Source organism: Paenibacillus sp. FSL R5-0887 (assembly GCF_038002305.1).
In the GTDB taxonomy this organism is placed as follows: domain Bacteria; phylum Bacillota; class Bacilli; order Paenibacillales; family Paenibacillaceae; genus Paenibacillus_AQ; species Paenibacillus_AQ odorifer.
This window is the reverse complement of record NZ_JBBOCE010000001.1, coordinates 1694159-1713347: the sequence shown is the minus strand read 5'-3', so window position 1 is coordinate 1713347 and position 19189 is coordinate 1694159. Positions and strand designations below refer to the sequence as shown.

The window sequence follows — 19189 nt, the reverse complement described above, 5'->3', positions numbered from 1 at the left end:
GACACGGATAAGGAAAAGAGTGATGAGGTTGAGTATAAAAAGTCTTAGGTGCCTGGCAGCTGCAACACTGTCGTTATCCGTACTTTCGGGTTGTACTTTCATCAGTGATCCCGTTTCGAAGATGAAAGCTCCGCAGCTGTCTGCTGACAAAGCAACACTTATGGCTGCTATTAATTCACATATTCCAGCGGGTACGGAGTTGATCCGCCCGGTTAATGATGAGAGCTCAATTTTCACAGAGGATCTCAATAACGATGGAATTATGGAGTCGTTGGTGTTCTATAGAACGCCAAGCGAAGCTGTAGAGATTCACGGGATGATCTTAGAGAAGCAAGGAGATGCCTGGGTCAAAAAGCTTGTTTTTGATGGGGATGGAACTATGCTGGAGTCCGTCGATCTGAAAGATATGACAGGTGACGGGAAGCTGAATATCATTACAGGTTATTCACGCGGGGAAGAAAAAGGCCTCGTCGTGTATAGCTATTCCAGCGGATCATTGGAAGAAGTGCTTTCACTTCCTTACACCAAATATATGCTTGATGATCTTAACAAGGATGGAATTGAAGACATCACCGTTGTTTATTTTAAAAGAAATGAATTTGCAACCATTTCGATCTATCAGTACAATGATGGCTTTAAGGTGCTCGATAAGATCGAGGATATCGATCCGTATTTTTTTAATTATTACAATATTGTCGCAGGAAAGATTGCCAAGGATAAAGAAGGAATCGTATTGGACGCTTCGGTGGATTTCCAATCCGCCTATAGCTTAATTGTTCTTATGGAGCATAACAAGCTGCGCGTGGTTTTGCCAGGTGATACGAGGACTTACAAAGATCGTCTGATTGCAAGCGAAGATATCGATCATGATGGCATTATTGAAGTTGGATTGCTTGAAGCGCCAAAAGGATGGGAGTATTTCGACCCCGCAGATATTCCTTATTTCACCTCCTATTATAAATGGGATGGAAAAGATGGCCTAACCTTTGCAGTCCAGCTATATCGTGATCCATCGGATCGCTTTACTATTAATTTTGATCCAGAGCTGCATGGAAAGGTAAGTATTGATACGAAATCTGTTCTGGATAAAAACCTTAAGTTCATCATGACCGATACCGGAGAGACTTTTGCTGAGGTTTCCTTCTTTTCTCCTTCGGAATGGGATAAGGCTAAGAATGAAGGCTGGGAGCTGCTTGGACGGGATTTAGATAAAGTCATCGGCTACCGTGGTGAGCTAGAACAAAGTACAACTAAAGAAGGAAGCAATAAGATTGCCTCCCCTATTGAAAGGAAGGGAATAGATGAGTAAAGTTCTGATATTGGAAGATGAAGAGTCCATTCGCAGTTTCATAGTCATTAATTTGAAGCGTAATGGTTTCGAAGTGCTGGAGGCTGCTGACGGGAATGAAGCATTGCATAAATTAACCACTATACCTGATATTGATATTGCGTTATTGGATGTTATGGTTCCCGGCATTGATGGATTTGAAGTTTGTAGACGGATTAGGGAGACTAATGAACGCTTGGGAATTATTTTTCTTACCGCCAAGGTTCAGGAGCAGGATAAAGTTTACGCTTTGTCCGTAGGTGCAGATGATCATGTTAGTAAGCCATTTAGCCCAACGGAGCTAATTGCGCGTATTCAATCTTTGCTGCGCCGAGTAAATGTGCATCGTGAACAGTCGGCCAAGGTTTCTTTTCATTCGGGGCCTTTCAGCTTGGATCTTATTACCAAACAATTCAAACGTGATAATGTAGCCATTGAACTGACGCCTACGGAGTTCTCTCTGATTCAATTCTTTCTTGAAAAAGAAAACACTCCACTTAGCCGCGATCTTCTGTTGGATCATGTGTGGGGCAAGGAGTATATGGGTGATCCCAAAATTGTAGATGTAAATATCCGGCGCTTACGCCAGAAGATTGAGAACAATCCTTCGGAGCCGGAATTTTTGCAGACTGTATGGGGGCACGGATATAGATGGAAAGGCCAAGGACAATGATTAAGAAGGGGATGCGCAGACAGATTGTTCTGCACTACATTCTTGTAGTTTTTTTGGCGCTTCTCCTCGTAGAAGTTATCTTCCTGCTGGCCATCAGAACATATTATTATGACAGTGTATACAGCAAGATTAAAAATCACATTTCTGTTTCAGAGTCGTTTTTTCAAAAGAACATGATACCCAGCGATAATAGCATCTATCTGCTACAAGAAGTACTGGAGAGGTTCTCATTGAGCAAGACGGAGCTGGAAATCTTATCGCTAAATGGGGATATCATCACTAGTTCCACTGGCTTTCAGCCGGATCGGACCATTACGACCAGTGATGTACCAGAAGCCGTTGGCGGCAGCGTTGGACGCTGGGTAGGGCGTCAGGCAGGCACGAATGAGAGCGTAATGGCGGTTTCCAAAATGCTGCAGATTCATGGACAGGATAAGTATGTCCTAAGGTATATTACTTCACTAGAAGAAATCAATAATGATTTGCTTAATCTTACCTTATTGTCTACTGCTATTGCTGCAGCTGTTATGGCTGTAGTTGTTGGGTTTAGCTTCGGATTGGCCAATTCGATTGTGAAGCCGCTGAATAATATTACGGCAGTTTCAGCCCAGATGGCCAAGGGGAGATTCAACGTACGGATTAAGGGAGACTATAAATTTGAGATTGGTGATTTGGCTTCAACGCTGAATTATATGGCTCAGGAGATTGTACGCAGTAATCAGATCAAGGATGATTTTATCTCGTCCATTTCTCACGAGCTGCGGACACCTCTTACAAGTATCAAGGGCTGGAGCGAAACCTTGGTTTCCGGTGGGTATGATCCGGAGGAGACAAAACTTGGAGTCAGCATCATCTCCAAAGAAAGTGAACGTCTGATTGGGCTGGTGGAGGAAATTCTCGACTTTTCTAAGCTGCAGCAGAACCAAATGAAGCTGTCGATTGGGGTTGTAGATGTAAAGGTGCTGCTACAAGAGACCATACTGAATGTTTGGGCTAAAGCGGAAAAGAAACGAATTCATCTGCTGCTGGAATGTGAAGACGCGATCTTTGTTAAAGGGGATGCCAATCGATTAAAACAGGTATTCTTGAACTTGGTAGACAATGCAGTAAAATTCTCACATGAAGATTCCAGTATTGAATTGTCAGCAAAGAGGCTGTCTGCTACAGAAACAGCGATTATGGTACGAGACAGCGGGATAGGGATTAGTGAAGCGCATATCTCCAGAGTTAAGGACCGTTTCTTTCAAGTGGATGCACTTAATGGAGGAACAGGCTTGGGGTTAGCGATCTCACAGCAGATTGTAGAACTTCATAATGGGACACTTGATATGGCAAGTGAGCTTGGAAAGGGAACGGAAGTAACCGTCATCTTGCCTCTTACTGAACCACAGCCGGAAGTTAACTCAGATGAGGTAACTCAAATTACAGCTACCTTTCCTGAATTAGATGATTGGGAGACGTGACCTGAGATGGGGATAACGAAGAATTCGATCCGTATAGTTCGTGGAGAGCCTGATCGGGTTAACGACATCTTGAGGCTGTTGCAAGAAGCGGCAGGATGGATGGAGCGTAACGGGATTAACCAATGGACACCCGGACAATTTAATGAGACCGATATTGCAGGATATTTCGCTGACAGACATGTTTATTTAGCCCTTGACGATGGGGCTGTAGTTGGCATGTTCACGTTGCAATTCAGTGATCCACAGTACTGGGGCCGTAAAAATGATGAGTCCTACGCTTATTTGCACCGATTGGCTGTGAAAGACTCCCACCGCGGCCGAGGACTTGGACAGCAAATGCTTAAATATGCAGTAGTTCTAGCCAAAGATCTAGGCTGTAAGAGTCTTAGGTTTGACACTGTGGCACATAACATTAAGCTTAATCGTTATTATCAGAGCATGGGTTTTCACTACATGGGCACTAACGATATGGGAAATGGTCGTTTAGTGAACTTATATGAACATTTTGAGGAAGGTGCTGAGTCAGACCGTCTGATCCTAAGGTTTATATCGGAATCTGATTTTGAACACTTAAAGCGCTGGAGTGTTTCTCCAGAGTATCTGAAGCAGTGGGCAGGACCTTCGTTAACTTATCCTTTAGATGATGAGCAGCTTGTTAAATACTTAAAGGATGCTAATCATCCAGGCTTATCCGATCGCCTTATCTTCTGTGCAATTCAAGAAGCTACGCAGCAGGTAGTGGGCCATATTAGCTTTTCAGTCATTGACCGGGTTAATCGTTCTGCACGTATCGGCAGGGTAGTGGTAGATCCTGAGTTTCAAGGTAAAGGCATTGGCAAACGTATGATGCAAGAAATGCTTCGAATCGGATTTGATGGTCTGGACCTGCATCGTCTGTCTCTGGGTGCTTTCGATTTCAATACGGCTGCCCTGAAAGCTTATGAAGCTGTTGGCTTTAAGCGGGAGGGTGTTCAACGTGAGTCTGCTTTATTCGGTGAGCAATATGTAGATTGTGTGGAAATGAGCATATTAGACAGAGAATGGACGGCTAGCCGTAATTCATAAAATCACTAATTCTTTACAACCGAAGGGGCTGTTGCTCTGGTCATGATCGACCAGGACAACAGCCCCTTTTTATATAAAGTATTTTTCTATATAATGGTTGTTATGAAGGAAGAACTTCACGCAAACGTCCTGTCTTCTCATACACATCCTGAAACAGACGGGAAGGTTGGTTTCGGACCGCCGGCTTGGCAGCCACAGTCTCATGTGGTCCAACGACAACGATATTATTTATGCTTCCCTTGATGACTGCTCCATCCTTAATGATTGCCCCTTCACCAATAATGGCATTCTCAATCAGCACTCCACGGCCAATGCGAACTCCAGGCATAATAACACTTTGTTTGATCTGGCTCATCTTACCGATTTCTACCCCATTAAAGACTACAGAACGTTGTAGACTACCTTCTTGGGAGCAGGATTCATTCACGAGAGAGTCCGTTGCTGGGTTCTGTACACGTGGTTTATGAACTGCAAGCTTAGTCCGGCGAACCCGACTATACATAGGCCAATGAGTCTTGTCTAACTTCATGCCATTGTCTTTTTGCAGAAGGTCCATATGTGCTTCCCAGAGACTGCCGACTGTACCTACATCTCTCCAGTAACCCTTGAAACGGTAAGCGAATAAATCATCGTTCTGATCCAGCATGGTAGGAATTACGTCTTTACCAAAGTCATGACTGGAATTAGGATTAGCTGCATCCCGCAACAAGTGCTCCTTCAGATAAGCCCACTCGAACAGGTAGATACCCATTGAAGCAAGATTACTTTTTGGTACTTTAGGTTTTTCCGCAAATTCGGAAATTTTCAGATCATCGTTTACGTTCATTACTCCAAAACGACTAGCCTCATCCCAAGGAACCTCCATTACGGAGATGGTTGCTTTTGCTCCTTTTTCAATATGATAATTCAGCATCTTACGGTAATTCATATGGTAAATATGGTCACCGGATAGAATGAGCACATGTTCTGGGTTGCGGCTATCAATAAAGTCAATGTTTTTATAAATCGCATCAGCAGTCCCTGTATAACTGTCTCTGCCTTCAACACCTGAAGGAAGCAGTGTGACACCTTTATCCTTTTGACTAACTAAGCCCCAAGGCTCACCTTCACCGATATGATTATGCAAAGAGTCAGCTTCGTATTGTGTCAGAACACCTACTGTATCAATGTTCGAATTTACACAGTTACTTAGCGGGAAATCAATAATTTTATACTGTCCACCGAAAGGGACTGCAGGCTTAGCCATACTGGAAGTCAAGGGAGCCAATCTGCGGCCTTCCCCTCCTGCCAATAACATGGCGATACAATCTTTTTTGTTGTTCATTTGTTATCCCTCCCATTATTTTGTCAATGCTTGTAATATAAACTTACGACAAGCGCTTGAAACGACATAGGTGAAATATATTGCTTTGTAAACAGAAAAATTACAATTAATATTTCTTTATCAGAAAATCTTTTCTTTTAACATCAAAACATTTTCAAAATGGTAATATTCGGGTAAGGTAATAGGTACAAGCACATTGAAAAAGGTGGTGTAGAATTGGCTGAAAAAGCAAAAATCGAGACCCTTCCGTCAGCTGCTGATATCTATCTGTTCCATGAGGGCACCAATTATCGCAGCTATTCTATGCTGGGTGCACACACTGCCGCTGAAGAAGGCGTTACCGGTGTGCGCTTTACCGTGTGGGCTCCTCATGCGACATATGTAGGACTAGCTGGTGATCATAATGATTGGGACGGAACACAGGGCGTGGACTCGTTATATAAGATACCCGATTCAGGATTTTGGAGTCGTTTTTTTCCGGGAATACAGCCGGGAACTTTTTACAAATACAGGATTCTTGCCTCAGATGGATCAAGTTTCCTTAAAGCGGATCCTTTTGCTTTCAAAGCTGAGGTTCGACCGGCAACGGCTTCGGTAGTAACAGAACTGGATGGCTACCGCTGGGGAGATGCAGCATGGCGTAGGAAAAGCAAAGCTCCATATCAACAGCCAATGAACATTTATGAAATGCACTTCGGTACCTGGCGTCAAAAAGAGGATGGTGAGTTCTATACCTACCGGGAAATGAGCGAGCTGTTAATTCCTTATTTGGTGGAGATGAACTATACACACGTGGAATTTATGCCGTTGGCAGAACATCCATATGATCTATCCTGGGGTTATCAAGGGACGGGGTATTTTGCGGCAACCAGCCGTTATGGCGAACCCCATGAGTTGATGTATTTGATCGATCAGCTGCATCAGGCAGGTATCGGTGTGATTTTAGATTGGGTTCCCGCTCACTTTGCCAAAGACGCACACGGATTACGTATGTTTGATGGAGCGCCACTTTATGAATATGCCGATCCAATGTTAGCTGAAAAACCAGGCTGGGGGACACTTTCGTTTGATTTCAGTAAGCCGGAGATTTCTTCATTTCTTATTTCTAATGCGCTGTTTTGGTTCGAGTATTATCATATCGACGGAATGCGTGTAGATGCGGTTACGAGTATGCTTCGATTAGATTTCGAAAAGCGGGATCATCAATATCGGCGGAATGTTAATGGTGGATTGGAGAATCTGGAGGCCATCAAATTTATCCAGAATCTGAACAAGGCTATCTTTCATTATTTCCCAAAAGCATTGATGATGGCTGAGGAGTCCAGTGCTTGGCCGGGGGTTACTGCACCAGTGCATGAAGGGGGCCTTGGCTTCAATTACAAATGGAATATGGGTTGGATGAATGATACGCTAGGCTACATAGAACATGATTTTGGTGGGCGCCCTTATCATCATAATTTACTTACGTTCCCAATATGTTATGCTTATGCCGAAAATTACGCATTGCCGCTATCGCATGATGAAGTTGTTCACGGCAAGAAGTCTTTGTTAGACAAAATGCCGGGTGCTTATGAACAAAAGTTCGCAGGCCTCAGGCAGCTGCTGGGATATCAGATCTCTCATCCCGGTAAAAAGCTTCTGTTTATGGGTGGGGAATTCGGTCAGTTTATCGAGTGGAAGGATCAGGAGCAGCTGGACTGGCTGCTTTTGGATTATGAGAGCCATCGTCGTATGCTTGCCTACACGGCTGCACTTAATAAACTGTATCGCTCCGAAAAAGCGTTGTGGGAGCTGGATCATTCTCAAGAGGGTTATCAGTGGATTGATGCGGATGACAATGATCAAAGTGTGATTTCGTATATACGCCGAGGGAAGAAACCAGGAGATACGCTGCTTATAGTCATCAATTTTCAACCGGCAGAACGGCACAATTATCGTATAGGCGTGCCACGGGCCGGGACTTATGAAGAGCTCTTTAGCTCAGAAAATGTAGAGTATGGTGGCTCCGGATTGCACAATGTCCCTCAAAAGAGCGTTAAGCTGGAATGGCACAATCAGGTGAACAGCATAGAGCTGACTCTTCCGCCCCTTAGCTTCCTGGTGTTTAAAAAAACGTCACGAATGGGTAAGAATAAAGAGGCAAAAGAGTTATAGATCTAAGTACGAATAGAGAATCCGTACAGTTTAAGGGGGAAATAATCATGAAAGTTTTATTTGCCGCAGCTGAAGCCCATCCTTTTGTCAAAACGGGTGGTTTGGCCGATGTCATTGGAGCATTACCTAAAGCGCTGAAGGCTGCCGGGGTAGATGTACGAGTGATTTTGCCTAAATATCGTGGGATTCCTGACAAGTTCACCGCTCAAATGGAGCATTTAACGGAAGTGTATGTTCCAATTGGCTGGCGAAAACAATACTGTGGAATTGAACGCATTATCTATGAGGGTATCCCCGTTTATTTTATCGACAACGAGTATTATTTTGGCCGTGATGGAATTTATGGTTATATGGACGATGGTGAACGGTTTGCGTTCTATAATCGTGCAGTGCTGGAGTGTCTGCCAGCCATTGATTTCCAGCCTGATGTACTGCATTGCCATGATTGGCACGCGGCCGTAATTCCAATGCTGCTACAGGGGCATTATCGCCACAATCCATTTTACAGTGAAATGCGGAGTGTATTTACAATACATAACCTGTTGTATCAGGGAGTGTTTCCTTATGAGGTACTTGGAGAGCTGTTAGGTCTGGATAGCAGCTATTTTGGTAGTGTGGAGTACTATGGTAATGTGAATTTCTTAAAAGGCGGGATTGTATTCAGTGATCGGGTCACGACCGTCAGTCCGACTTATTCAGAAGAAATTCGCACACCTTATTATGGTTACGGCCTGGATGGTTTGTTGAACGCACGGTCAGATGTTTTAAGTGGGATTGTGAATGGCATTGATACTAAAAGTTATAATCCAGCGACAGATTCGAGCCTTGTTACCCGTTATCGTTCTAATTTGACCAAGAAGACGGAGAACAAAGTAGCCTTGCAGGAAGAGCTGGGATTACCTGTGGATGCTAATATCCCAATGGTAGCCATGGTCACGCGTCTCGTGGACTCCAAAGGTTTAGATCTGCTTACCCGAGTGCTGGATGAGCTGCTATATCACGAGGATATTCAATTTGTGCTGCTTGGAACAGGTGATGAATCCTACGAGCGTTGGTTCAAGGAAGCGGCATGGCGGTATCCGACCAAGCTGTCTTCACAGATCTTATTTAATGATGCACTCTCACGAAAAATATATGCTGCCAGCGATATCTTCCTTATGCCGTCTAAGTTTGAGCCCTGTGGCATCAGTCAGCTGCTCGCTTTACGGTATGGTAGCATACCCGTTGTCCGTGAGACAGGTGGCCTAAATGATACTGTGCATGCTTATAATGAAGAAACCGGTGAAGGCAATGGCTTTACGTTCAGCAATTATAATGCACACGATATGATGTTTACGCTGCGCCGGGCGCTTTCTTTTTACAAGCAGCCTGAACATTGGAAAAAGATCACAAAAAATGCTTTCGCGGGAGATTATAGCTGGAATGTATCCGCTCAGCAGTACATGGATATCTACGATGATATAACCAAATAAAGTTTAACGAATTCTGTAATGGGTTAATAAGGGATTGCACCTGGGAGTATGGTAAATACTCTGGGAGCAGTCCTTTTTTTATGAAATTAGGAATAAACAGTCGAATGATTTAGCTAGTATAGGGGATAGTAAAAATGTATAAATTTAGCTTCAACGTGAATAAAAGTGATTTTTTAACTGCGTATTATAGAATTCCCCTCATAGAAATCCATTAAAAGGAAGTTATTGTCACAATTATGCCTTTGCATATTCATGCGTTCTGATTTATAATAAGTCAGTCATTGGGTCAACTTAGATTTTTTCATATGAATAGGGGAGATATAGAAATGAACAAATGGGGTAAACTTAGTTTAGGAATGGTATTAGCGGTAGGTCTGCTCTCAGGCTGCGGTCAAAATAAAAATGATAATGATACCGCTGCTAGTGGTAATGCAAATTCCGGTGCAGTTACTAAAAAGCTGATTATGGGAACAAGTGCAGATTTTCCTCCGTACGAATTCCATAAAGTAGTGGACGGAAAAGATACCATCGTAGGTTTTGATATCGACATCGCTAAGGAAATTGCTGCCGACATGGGCGCTGAGCTTGAAGTTAAGGATCTGCCTTTTGATTCACTGCTTAACGAATTGTCCAGTGGACGCGTAGATATGGTGATTTCCGGTCTTAGCCCGACTGAAGAACGCAAAAAAGCGGTTGAACTTTCAGATATTTATTACAAAGCAGAGCAAGCTATTGTAGTGCGCGAAGCAGATAAAGATAAATACGCTACTATGGATGCGGTGAAGGGTACCAAAATTGGTGTACAGACAGGCTCTATTCAAGAAGAAATCGCCAAAGAGATTGAAGGCGCAAAAATCACTTCTCTTGGTAAAATCTCCGAGATCGTTCTGCAATTGCAATCTAACCGTATCGATACAGCAATTATTGAAGGACCTGTAGCCAAATCTTTTGTTAAGAATTTAGCGGGTCTTGTAATTACCGATGCTAAGCCTGAAGTAGAAGATGATGGATACGCAATTGGGATTAAAAAAGGCAATACAGAGCTTCTGGATAAAGTAAATGCTACACTTAAACGTCTAGAATCAGAAGGTAAGATTGATGAATATGTAGCGGCTGCCAGCGAGCTTGCTGAAAGCACGAAGTAAGGAATGTATATTGTTTTAGGTCTGCTGAAGTAAATTGTATGTGTATTACAGAAAATAGCGGAACTTTGCTATTTTCTATTTTTTTGGAGATAGGAGGATAAGATATTGGATATTACTTTATTTAGAATGGCTTATGATTATCGTGATCTTTTCTTGACTGGACTACAATATACCTTGCTACTTGCTGTTCTTGGTGTATTATTTGGCTTCATTCTTGGGATTATCGTCTCTCTACTACGCATGTCAAAATGGAGAGTTTTACGTTTCTTAGCCACAGCTTGGGTTGAATTTTTGCGGGGCACTCCAATGCTTGTGCAATTGTTTCTCATCCATTACGGGCTGGCGACATTTGGGATTGAGTTTACTCCGATTCAGTCCGGGGCGATTACACTCTCCATTAACAGTTCTGCTTATCTGGCAGAAATTTTTCGTGCCGGGATTCAGGGTGTCGATCGTGGACAAACGGAGGCCGCACGTTCACTTGGAATGAAACAAGGGATGACCATGCGTCATATTGTACTTCCTCAGGCACTTAAAAGTGTTCTTCCGGCAATCGGTAATGAGTTCATTACCATTATCAAGGAATCATCGATTATTTCATTTATCGGAGTAACGGATTTGATGTTTCAAGCTCGTACAGTTACAACGATTTCGTATGATGGCATGACACCACTCGTGATTGCTGCATTTATGTATTTTGTTCTAACATTTACGCTTTCCAAGATCCTAGGTAGACTCGAAAGGAGGCTGAATACCGATGATCGCCGTTAAGAACCTGCAGAAGCATTACGGAAAGCTGGAGATTCTCAAAGGAATCGATTTGGAGATTAAAAAGGGTGAGGTTGTCGTTGTAATCGGGCCCAGTGGTTCGGGAAAAAGTACCTTTCTGCGCTGCTTGAATTTATTGGAGCAGCCTACAGGTGGCGAGATCACTTTTGAAGGGGAATCGATCACCTCAAAGAAGCATGATATCAATGCAACGCGTGAGAAGATGGGGATGGTTTTTCAGCAGTTCAACCTTTTTCCGCACAAAACCGTTCTGCAAAACATTACGCTCGCACCGATTAAAGTAAGAAAACAGCAGCAGGCTGTGGCCGATAAATTCGCAATGGAGCTCCTCAAGACTGTAGGCCTTGAAGATAAAAAGGATGTTTATCCAGCTCAATTGTCCGGTGGACAAAAGCAGCGGATCGCGATTGCTCGTGCATTAGCCATGCAGCCCCATGTGATGCTTTTTGATGAGCCTACCTCAGCGCTTGATCCGGAAATGGTAGGAGAGGTACTTGAGGTTATGAAAAAGCTTGCCGAAGACGGAATGACAATGATTATTGTTACACATGAGATGGGCTTTGCCCGTGAAGTGGGTGACCGCATTCTGTTTATGGATGGCGGGTTCATCGTTGAACAGGGTACTCCTGAACAAGTATTTGGTAATCCTACACATGCTCGGACTAAGGATTTTTTAAGTAAAGTATTATAAAGAATTCGTCAAAACGGCCCTGGACAAGTATCCGGTGGCCGTTTTGTTATAGGGTCCTGAGGGTAATGTGGGAATATATCGCTGGGGGCTGAGTTCATTTATTTATGTAAACCATGTATAATAGATGGTCAGTCAATCAACAGGAAAAGGAGTACATACATAATGAGAGATGATCTACGCCGGATAGGCATTATTGATATTGGTTCGAACTCCATTCGTCTTGTAATTTATGATACAACGCGCGAAGGAGGCTATAAGATCATCAAGGAGTGTAAGTACTCCGCTCGCCTTAGTGAGAAGATTACAAAGGAGAATAGACTGGAACAAAAGGACATGGAAACGATAGTTCCGGTCTTGCGGCAGTTTAAGGAAATCTGCAACGCTTTTGCAGTGGAAACCATTCGGGCGGGTGCAACGGCAGCCATTCGTAATGCGGCTAACTCAAGTGAAATAATAAGCTTTTTGTCACAATCCTCTTCCATTCCGATTGAGGTGATCAGTGGCCACCAGGAGGCATATTATGGCTTCTTGGGTGTTATTAATGCCTTTAATGTAGAGGATGGTTATGTCATTGATATTGGTGGCGGGAGTACTGAAATCACTCTTTTTTGTGAGCGGCGTTATCAACACAGCATTTCTTTCCCGTTCGGGGCAGTAAATACCAACCTAATGTTCGGTCAAGGTGGGAATTGGAGCGATGAGCAGATTCACAAGCTGCAGACCTTTGTTCTGGGCAGACTGGTTGAGCATGATTGGCTAAATGCCAAAGCTGGACTTCCTTTATTCGGTTTAGGAGGGACGGTTCGTTCCTTAGGGAAGCTGGATCAGAAGACACGAGCATACTCATTGCCTAACTCCCATGGCTATACGATGACCAGTGAGACGATCGAGCACTTTATGAACACCCTACCTTCAATGCCTTACGAAAAACGTAAGGATTTAGATGGATTATCTAAGAGTCGGGCGGATATCATTGTATCCGGGTTGATTATTTTCCATACGGTGTATCAGTATATTGGGGCGAGTGAGGCGGTAATCAGCGGGGAAGGGCTCAGAGAAGGCTTGCTGCATGATCTGCTGGAGCCGGAGCAGCCAGTGCGTGATAGTGCATTGGAATATAGCTTAAACACGATCATTCGCTTTGATATTCATACTTCTAAACGGTATTTAGATCATATCAACAAGCTAGCACTCAGCCTGTTTGACGCATTTAAAGATGAATCGAATAGAGCAGAGCACGAGATGTTAATTTACGTGTCCATCATGCTGCATCGTACGGGAACGAATATTAACTATTACCAATCCAAAAGACATACTTTGTATTGGTTGATGAATTCACCGATTCGTGGACTTACCCACCGTCAGCTTATTCTTTGCGCTATGATTGCCTCATACAGCACAAAAAGCCGGAAGCAGAAATTGTCCCAACAACATAAGGACATTTTGCTGCCATCCGACGAAGAGTGGATTCATAAGCTCGGGTCGCTTGTCCAGCTTAGCATTGCGTTGGACAGCACGGAGATTGGAATTGTAAGCGGCCTGAAGGCCAATCTGCACGGCAATACGCTTCATCTGGACTTAGAGGGCGCATCGTCACTGCTAATTGGCCTAGAGGACATTGAGAACGCGATAAAAGCATTTAAGAATGCTTGGGCGGTGAAGGTAAAACTCGGCTTCCCTTCCAACGTGTAACATCCATCGCAGCAAACTGGCTCCGGAAAGGGGCCTTTTTGTCGTCTGGTTGTTCGTAATATCCATTAGCCTGCAAGAAGCTGGCTTTAACATTATCTTTTAGAGACAACTCTAGAATCTTGACGATCTGTTTACGGATGCCGCTGTCTCTGACAGGACACATCAGCTCAATCCGGCGGGTTAGGTTTCTAGTCATCCAGTCGGCACTGGATAAATACACCTCAGGTTTGCCGCCATTTTCGAAATAATAGATCCGGGAGTGCTCCAGAAAACGGTCTACAATACTGCGTACGGTAATGTTTTCGCTTAAGCCCTCTATTCCCGGACGTAGGCAGCAAACCCCTCGCACGATTAAGTCAATGGAGACACCGGCTTGGGCTGCGCTATATAAATCGTCTATTACTTGCTGATTAGAGAGCGAGTTCATCTTGGCGATTATGCGAGCGGGTCTGCCTGCCCGTGCATGTTCAGCTTCACGCATCATTAGCTTTTGCAAGGATAAGCTCATATTCGTCGGTGCAACAATGAAGGAATGCCAGTCAAAATTAGCCGAATATCCAGTCATTTGATTAAACAGCTCAGAAGCGTCCAGTCCGATATCGCTTTGGGCGGTGAATAGACTGAGATCCGTGTAGGCCTTGGCTGTACTGTCATTATAGTTTCCTGTGCCTACATGCACGTAACGGCGCAGTTCAGGGCCTTCCTGGCGGACAATCAAGGTCACTTTGGCATGCGTTTTGAGTCCGATCAGACCATAAACGACATGACAGCCTGATTTTTCAAGCTGGCGTGCCCAAGCGATGTTCCGTTCCTCATCAAATCGAGCTTTTAACTCTACAACCACTGTAACTTGCTTACCAGACTCCGCAGCATTGGCTAGTGCAGTAATAAGTGGAGAATTTCCACTGACACGGTATAAGGTCATTTTAATCGCCATCACTTGCTCATCCTCTGAAGCTTGAATGATAAAGTCTGTCATTGCATCAAAAGACTCGTAAGGGTGGTAGACTAATACATCCCGTTCACGCAGCACCTCGAAGAAATCCTCATTTTCTTGAAATTCAGCAGGATAAACCGGCTCAATAGGTGGATAGTTCATGTAACCAAAACCTTTTAAGCTTCCGGCAAAATTACGAAGAAAGCCTAGATCAAGCGGACCTTCAATTTCAAATACGAAGTCCTCCAGCTCAAATTCCGCTTGCAGCTGCTCAAGAGCATAGGGATGGATACCTTTTTGTACTTCCAAACGGGCTGGCACCCCGCGACGACGCTTGCGCAGCTCTTTTTCGATCTCTTCCAGTAGATCCTCTGCACCTTCCTCATCGATTGTAAGATCTGAGTTACGAGTCAAACGAAACTCACTAACCGCAACAGGTTCGTAACCGCTGAATAAGGTTTGAATGTGATGGCGGATCACATCTTCAATAAATACAAATTGTCTTTTCTTACTATTAGAGCGGTGGGGAAGAGGGATACATCTTGGCAGATTCGAAGGAATTTGCAGGATAGCAAAATAAGGCTCCTCTTCAAGACCATTCTTACGAGTAAGAACAACAGCTAGGTAGATAAACTGGCTGTGCACGAGTGGAAACGGCCGGCTCTGATCAACAGCCATTGGCGTTAGTACAGGATAGATGATATCCCGGTAATACTGTTCTATGGACTGCTCTTGGGCATGGGTAAGATCCTCATAATCCACAAATACGATGCCTTCTTTATGCAAACTCCGCGAAATATCACGGAACGTCCGGTATTGATCGGCAATGATTTTGGTTACGCGTTTGATGAGGCGTTTATACAGCCCGGAAGGGGTGTAGCCTGTGAAATCTTTTTTAGTATAGCCTGCCCGGATCTGATCCTGAATTCCCGCCACACGAACGCTTATGAATTCATCCAGATTGCTCGAGACGATCGCCAGAAATCTGGCACGTTCCATTAAAGGGTTATCAGGGTCCTGCGCCTCCTTGAGTACGCGGCGGTTAAATTCGATCCAGCTCAAATCCCTATTGAGGTAAGCAGTGGCTGGACTGCTCTGATTGTTTTTAATCTCTTCTGTATTCATGGGACCTCCAAATATGCTTCGATGTCTATATCTCAAATCTATTTATCATATTCTATCATTTTACTATTGGATGAGGCACGAAATGTTAAATCTATGTAAAATCTCAAAGAATATTATTTAATTATCTTATATAATAGGATGTGATTGTCGCTATTTAGTTAACATAATCAAAATTACGTTAACTTCTTAATGGACAAAAGACAATAATTAAACATGTTATTTCAGAATGGTAACAATTACATACGCATAGGTTACAAAATTGTGATATATTAAGTCCTGTCAGTTTTACAAATGACAACAATACATCAGGACATCACACAAGATGTACATAAGTACAGGAAATGTACACGAGCGTATACGGAAGTCATACCGCTTACGCCCATCTAAAGAGGAGGCATTTATGAAGAACAAGTTCAGAACCATTAAAACCCTTGCTGCAGTTATGGGAATTAGTGCATTGCTGCACACCGCTCCTGCTTTTGCAGACAGCGTTCATATTGCAAAGGAAGGCAATACTTTCTATACTCTATCTCAGCAATACAATGTCGGTGTTAATGATTTAATGAAAGCTAATCCAAACGTTGCTGCTCTTAATATTTACGATGGACTTAAAATAACGATCCCAAGTAAAATGCAAGCAGAGTCTGTGGCTACGACAGAAACTCCAGTGCTTACACCAAGCCTGAATGTTACTCCAGAATCAAAAACAGTTGAAGCATGGGGCAAGTCCTTTAACTACGAGAAATCGATACAAGTTAAGGCTTCTGCTTATTCCTCAGCGGCTAGTGAGAATGGAGGCTGGGGTGCCGTTGATTATTTCGGGAACCCACTCAAGCTAGGAACCATCGCAGTTGATCCAAGTGTAATTCCTCTCGGAACAAAAGTATTGGTTACCGGACATTCACACGCAGGATTGCCTAAAGAAGCTTTTCTGGCTACTGCAACCGATATGGGAAGTGCCATTAAAGGTAACCGGATCGATATCTTTATCCCAGGCAGCCAAAGCTTTGTAGCCGATTTTGGTTATCAATATGTACAATTATACATTGTTAAATAGCTAGATAAAAATATAGAGATTTATTATAAAGATATGAAATGGGTTAAAAAGGTTAAACAAGAAACGGAGGGAGTCCTTAGCGGCTGCCTCCGTTTCTTGTTTATTTATTTTTAGAGACCTGCAGCAATTGAGGAACGGTAACAAAAGAATAGCCACGTTTACGCATAATCGTGATTACCTCAGGTAAAGCCTGAATCGTTCCGCGAAGATCACTACCCGGCCCACCTCCACCATGCTGAAGGATAATTGCTCCTTTTCCAGCATTAGCTAAGATGTTATTTCTAACTTGAGTTTTGGAAAGTCCCTTCCAGTCCAACGAATCCACATTCCAATTTACAAGCTTATAACCATGATTTTTTGCCCATCTCAACTGTTGCTCAGAGATATCTCCATAGGGTGGACGAATCAAGCGTGGTTTATATCCGGCTAAGGTTTGAATAATGTTCTCGGTCTCAATGATCTGTGATCTGAAATCATGCATCTTTAGCTTTACAAACTGAGGATGATCATAAGAGTGATTTCCAATAGCATGTCCTTCTCTAATCATTCTCTTCACTAGAGCGGGATGTTTCTCAGCTCGGCTTCCCACCACAAAGAAGGTTGCTTTGACATGATATTTCTTAAGAACATCTAGCAATTGGGGTGTAAACCTTGGGTCAGGCACATCATCAAAAGTTAAGGCGATGACTTTATTCCGAGGACCGCTGGTCTTAAAGGTCTCGGGATATTTGTGTAATAGCTGACTCAGAGACAAGCCCTTAGTGTTCTTATTGTTGCTGCTCGTTGAATTATTTGTAGTAGAAGTTCCCGCAGATATCGCCTTGTCTTCGTCAGTGGTTTGCGTGCTTTTAATTTGATCCTGTGAGGATTTCTGACTCTGAGCTGGGGCTGAAGCAACCTCTGCTGAAGAGGTTGGAAATAGCAGGACAATGATTGATCCTAATACTACTAGCAGTTTCTGGACTCTCCGTTGATCATACATCCCCATATGCCTCCTTTACTACCTGATCATCACCATATTCTTCATTGTTATCTCCATTGAAGGATGAATTTATGCCGTTTCTTCAAGGGCTCTGGTAAAGATTTCTTGCACACCCTAATGCGTGTATACTAAATAGAACGGGATATTCCCGGGCCAATTATAGACAGGTGGAAGGATGGGGACAAGGATGTCAGAATTGTTTGCACCTTATGAATTGAAGGGTTTAACGCTGAAAAATCGTATTGTTATGCCGCCTATGTGCCAGTATTCGGTGGATAAAGAGGATGGAATTCCTAATGCTTGGCATTTTGTTCATTATGTAAGCCGTGCTGTTGGAGGTACTGGTCTAATCATTGTCGAGATGACTGGAGTCCACCCGGACGGTAGAATAACGAACCGGGATACAGGGATTTGGAGTGATACACATATAGAGGCTTATCGTAAGCTCACAGAAAGTGTACATGCCTATGGGGCAAAAATAGCCATTCAACTAGGTCATGCTGGACGTAAAGCAGTCGATGCTGAACCGCCGGTTGCCCCTTCTGCAATTCCATTTGATGCTCGTTCTAAGCAGCCACAGGCGCTTTCTAAGGAAGGCATCCTTGAGATGATAGAAGCCTTTCGTGCTGCCGCTCGTAGAGCTGTGGAGGCAGGATTTGATACTGTGGAGATTCATGGTGCGCATGGCTACTTAATTCACCAGTTTCATTCACCTCTGACCAACATCAGATTGGATTCATATGGACAAGATCCAGCACTTTTTGGAGTACAAGTAGTTGCAGCAATTCGAGAAGTAGTGCCAGTAGATATGCCCTTGATCATGAGGGTTTCCGCGAAAGAATATGTTGATGGTGGATATGATGCTGACTATGCCCTGGCGTTTTGCCGCCGATATAAGGATGCGGGAGTGGATATGTTCCATGTGTCTTCAGGTGGTGAAGGTCCCATTGGCTCTAATGGTGGACCTAATGCGGGCCCAGCCTACCAAGCAGATCTGGCAGAATATATTCGCAGTGGATTACAAGTGCCAGTAATTGCGGTAGGACGGCTTGAAGCCTATTCTGAGGCACAGTCCATCATTGCAGAAAAAAGGGCGGAGCTTGTAGCTATTGGCCGTGGGATGTTAAGTGATCCTTATTGGGCTTTACATGCTGAAGAAGCGCTTGGTGGCGTACATGATGTACCTAAACCTTATGAACGTGGGATTTGGAAAAGAGGCTAGAGCGTTTTGGATGTGAAGTTTGTCACAGATTTTATGCTCCTTCTAAGGCAATCTTAATAAAGATAAAATTT

15 protein-coding genes are annotated in these 19189 nt (G+C 43.6%); 12 read left to right on the top strand and 3 right to left on the bottom strand.

Annotation, left to right across the window (positions count from 1 at the left end; all coding sequences use genetic code 11):
* Positions 1 to 28 precede the first annotated feature (28 nt).
* From MKY14_RS07705 to MKY14_RS07690, 4 genes are read left to right on the top strand one after another with little or no spacing between them, the layout of a single operon-like run.
* Positions 29 to 1309 (top strand): hypothetical protein, encoded by a 1281-nt coding sequence (locus MKY14_RS07705; protein ID WP_248548717.1) that lies wholly within the window; start codon positions 29 to 31, stop codon positions 1307 to 1309.
* Positions 1302 to 2000 carry a response regulator transcription factor gene (locus MKY14_RS07700; RefSeq protein ID WP_036687642.1) on the top strand — a complete coding sequence of 233 codons (699 nt, stop codon included), beginning with the start codon at positions 1302 to 1304 and terminating at the stop codon, positions 1998 to 2000. The genes MKY14_RS07705 and MKY14_RS07700 overlap by 8 nt, the downstream gene beginning before the upstream one ends.
* On the top strand, positions 1997 to 3463 hold the full coding sequence (locus MKY14_RS07695; protein WP_051491526.1) for a HAMP domain-containing sensor histidine kinase: 1467 nt from the start codon (positions 1997 to 1999) through the stop codon (positions 3461 to 3463). Before MKY14_RS07700 ends, MKY14_RS07695 begins: the two co-directional genes overlap by 4 nt.
* Before the next feature lie 6 nt (positions 3464 to 3469).
* Entirely contained in the window at positions 3470 to 4528 is a 1059-nt protein-coding gene (locus tag MKY14_RS07690) for a GNAT family N-acetyltransferase (protein WP_081387749.1), read from the top strand.
* A 100-nt stretch (positions 4529 to 4628) separates the two neighbouring features.
* Here MKY14_RS07690 and MKY14_RS07685 read toward each other — a convergent pair whose 3' ends face one another.
* Positions 4629 to 5852, bottom strand: coding sequence for a glucose-1-phosphate adenylyltransferase (locus MKY14_RS07685; RefSeq protein ID WP_076130041.1), 1224 nt, complete (start codon positions 5850 to 5852; stop codon positions 4629 to 4631).
* 216 nt (positions 5853 to 6068) lie between these two features.
* Between MKY14_RS07685 and glgB the strand changes: the two genes are divergently transcribed.
* The 6 genes from glgB (at position 6069) to MKY14_RS07660 (ending at position 13795) form a co-directional block, all read left to right on the top strand.
* On the top strand, positions 6069 to 8006 hold the full coding sequence (gene glgB / locus MKY14_RS07680; RefSeq protein WP_076302596.1) for a 1,4-alpha-glucan branching protein GlgB: 1938 nt from the start codon (positions 6069 to 6071) through the stop codon (positions 8004 to 8006).
* 47 nt (positions 8007 to 8053) lie between these two features.
* Positions 8054 to 9478 carry a glycogen synthase GlgA gene (gene glgA / locus MKY14_RS07675; protein WP_076308327.1) on the top strand — a complete coding sequence of 475 codons (1425 nt, stop codon included), beginning with the start codon at positions 8054 to 8056 and terminating at the stop codon, positions 9476 to 9478.
* 326 nt (positions 9479 to 9804) lie between these two features.
* Positions 9805 to 10623: a transporter substrate-binding domain-containing protein gene (locus MKY14_RS30795; protein WP_036687634.1), complete on the top strand. Its 819-nt coding sequence runs from the start codon at positions 9805 to 9807 to the stop codon at positions 10621 to 10623.
* A gap of 105 nt (positions 10624 to 10728) precedes the next feature.
* On the top strand, positions 10729 to 11394 hold the full coding sequence (locus MKY14_RS30790) for an amino acid ABC transporter permease (protein WP_232061382.1): 666 nt from the start codon (positions 10729 to 10731) through the stop codon (positions 11392 to 11394).
* A complete protein-coding gene (locus MKY14_RS07665; RefSeq protein ID WP_340976166.1) occupies positions 11381 to 12103 on the top strand; it encodes an amino acid ABC transporter ATP-binding protein in 723 nt (240 codons plus the stop codon). The genes MKY14_RS30790 and MKY14_RS07665 overlap by 14 nt, the downstream gene beginning before the upstream one ends.
* 162 nt (positions 12104 to 12265) lie before the next feature.
* Positions 12266 to 13795 (top strand): Ppx/GppA phosphatase family protein, encoded by a 1530-nt coding sequence (locus MKY14_RS07660; protein ID WP_076130045.1) that lies wholly within the window; start codon positions 12266 to 12268, stop codon positions 13793 to 13795.
* Here MKY14_RS07660 and ppk1 read toward each other — a convergent pair.
* Positions 13743 to 15857: a polyphosphate kinase 1 gene (ppk1, locus tag MKY14_RS07655; protein WP_076130046.1), complete on the bottom strand. Its 2115-nt coding sequence runs from the start codon at positions 15855 to 15857 to the stop codon at positions 13743 to 13745. The two genes, MKY14_RS07660 and ppk1, sit on opposite strands and share 53 nt — an antisense overlap.
* 400 nt (positions 15858 to 16257) lie before the next feature.
* Here ppk1 and MKY14_RS07650 point away from each other — a divergent pair, with 400 nt between their 5' ends.
* On the top strand, positions 16258 to 16914 hold the full coding sequence (locus MKY14_RS07650; protein WP_076130047.1) for a 3D domain-containing protein: 657 nt from the start codon (positions 16258 to 16260) through the stop codon (positions 16912 to 16914).
* A 100-nt stretch (positions 16915 to 17014) separates the two neighbouring features.
* On the opposite strand, the gene MKY14_RS07645 is transcribed toward MKY14_RS07650, so the two are convergent.
* Positions 17015 to 17896, bottom strand: a complete 882-nt coding sequence (locus MKY14_RS07645) for a polysaccharide deacetylase family protein (RefSeq protein WP_076184412.1) — start codon at positions 17894 to 17896, stop codon at positions 17015 to 17017.
* 187 nt (positions 17897 to 18083) lie between these two features.
* Here MKY14_RS07645 and MKY14_RS07640 point away from each other — a divergent pair, with 187 nt between their 5' ends.
* Positions 18084 to 19118 carry an NADH:flavin oxidoreductase/NADH oxidase gene (locus MKY14_RS07640; RefSeq protein ID WP_340976164.1) on the top strand — a complete coding sequence of 345 codons (1035 nt, stop codon included), beginning with the start codon at positions 18084 to 18086 and terminating at the stop codon, positions 19116 to 19118.
* Positions 19119 to 19189 lie beyond the last annotated feature (71 nt).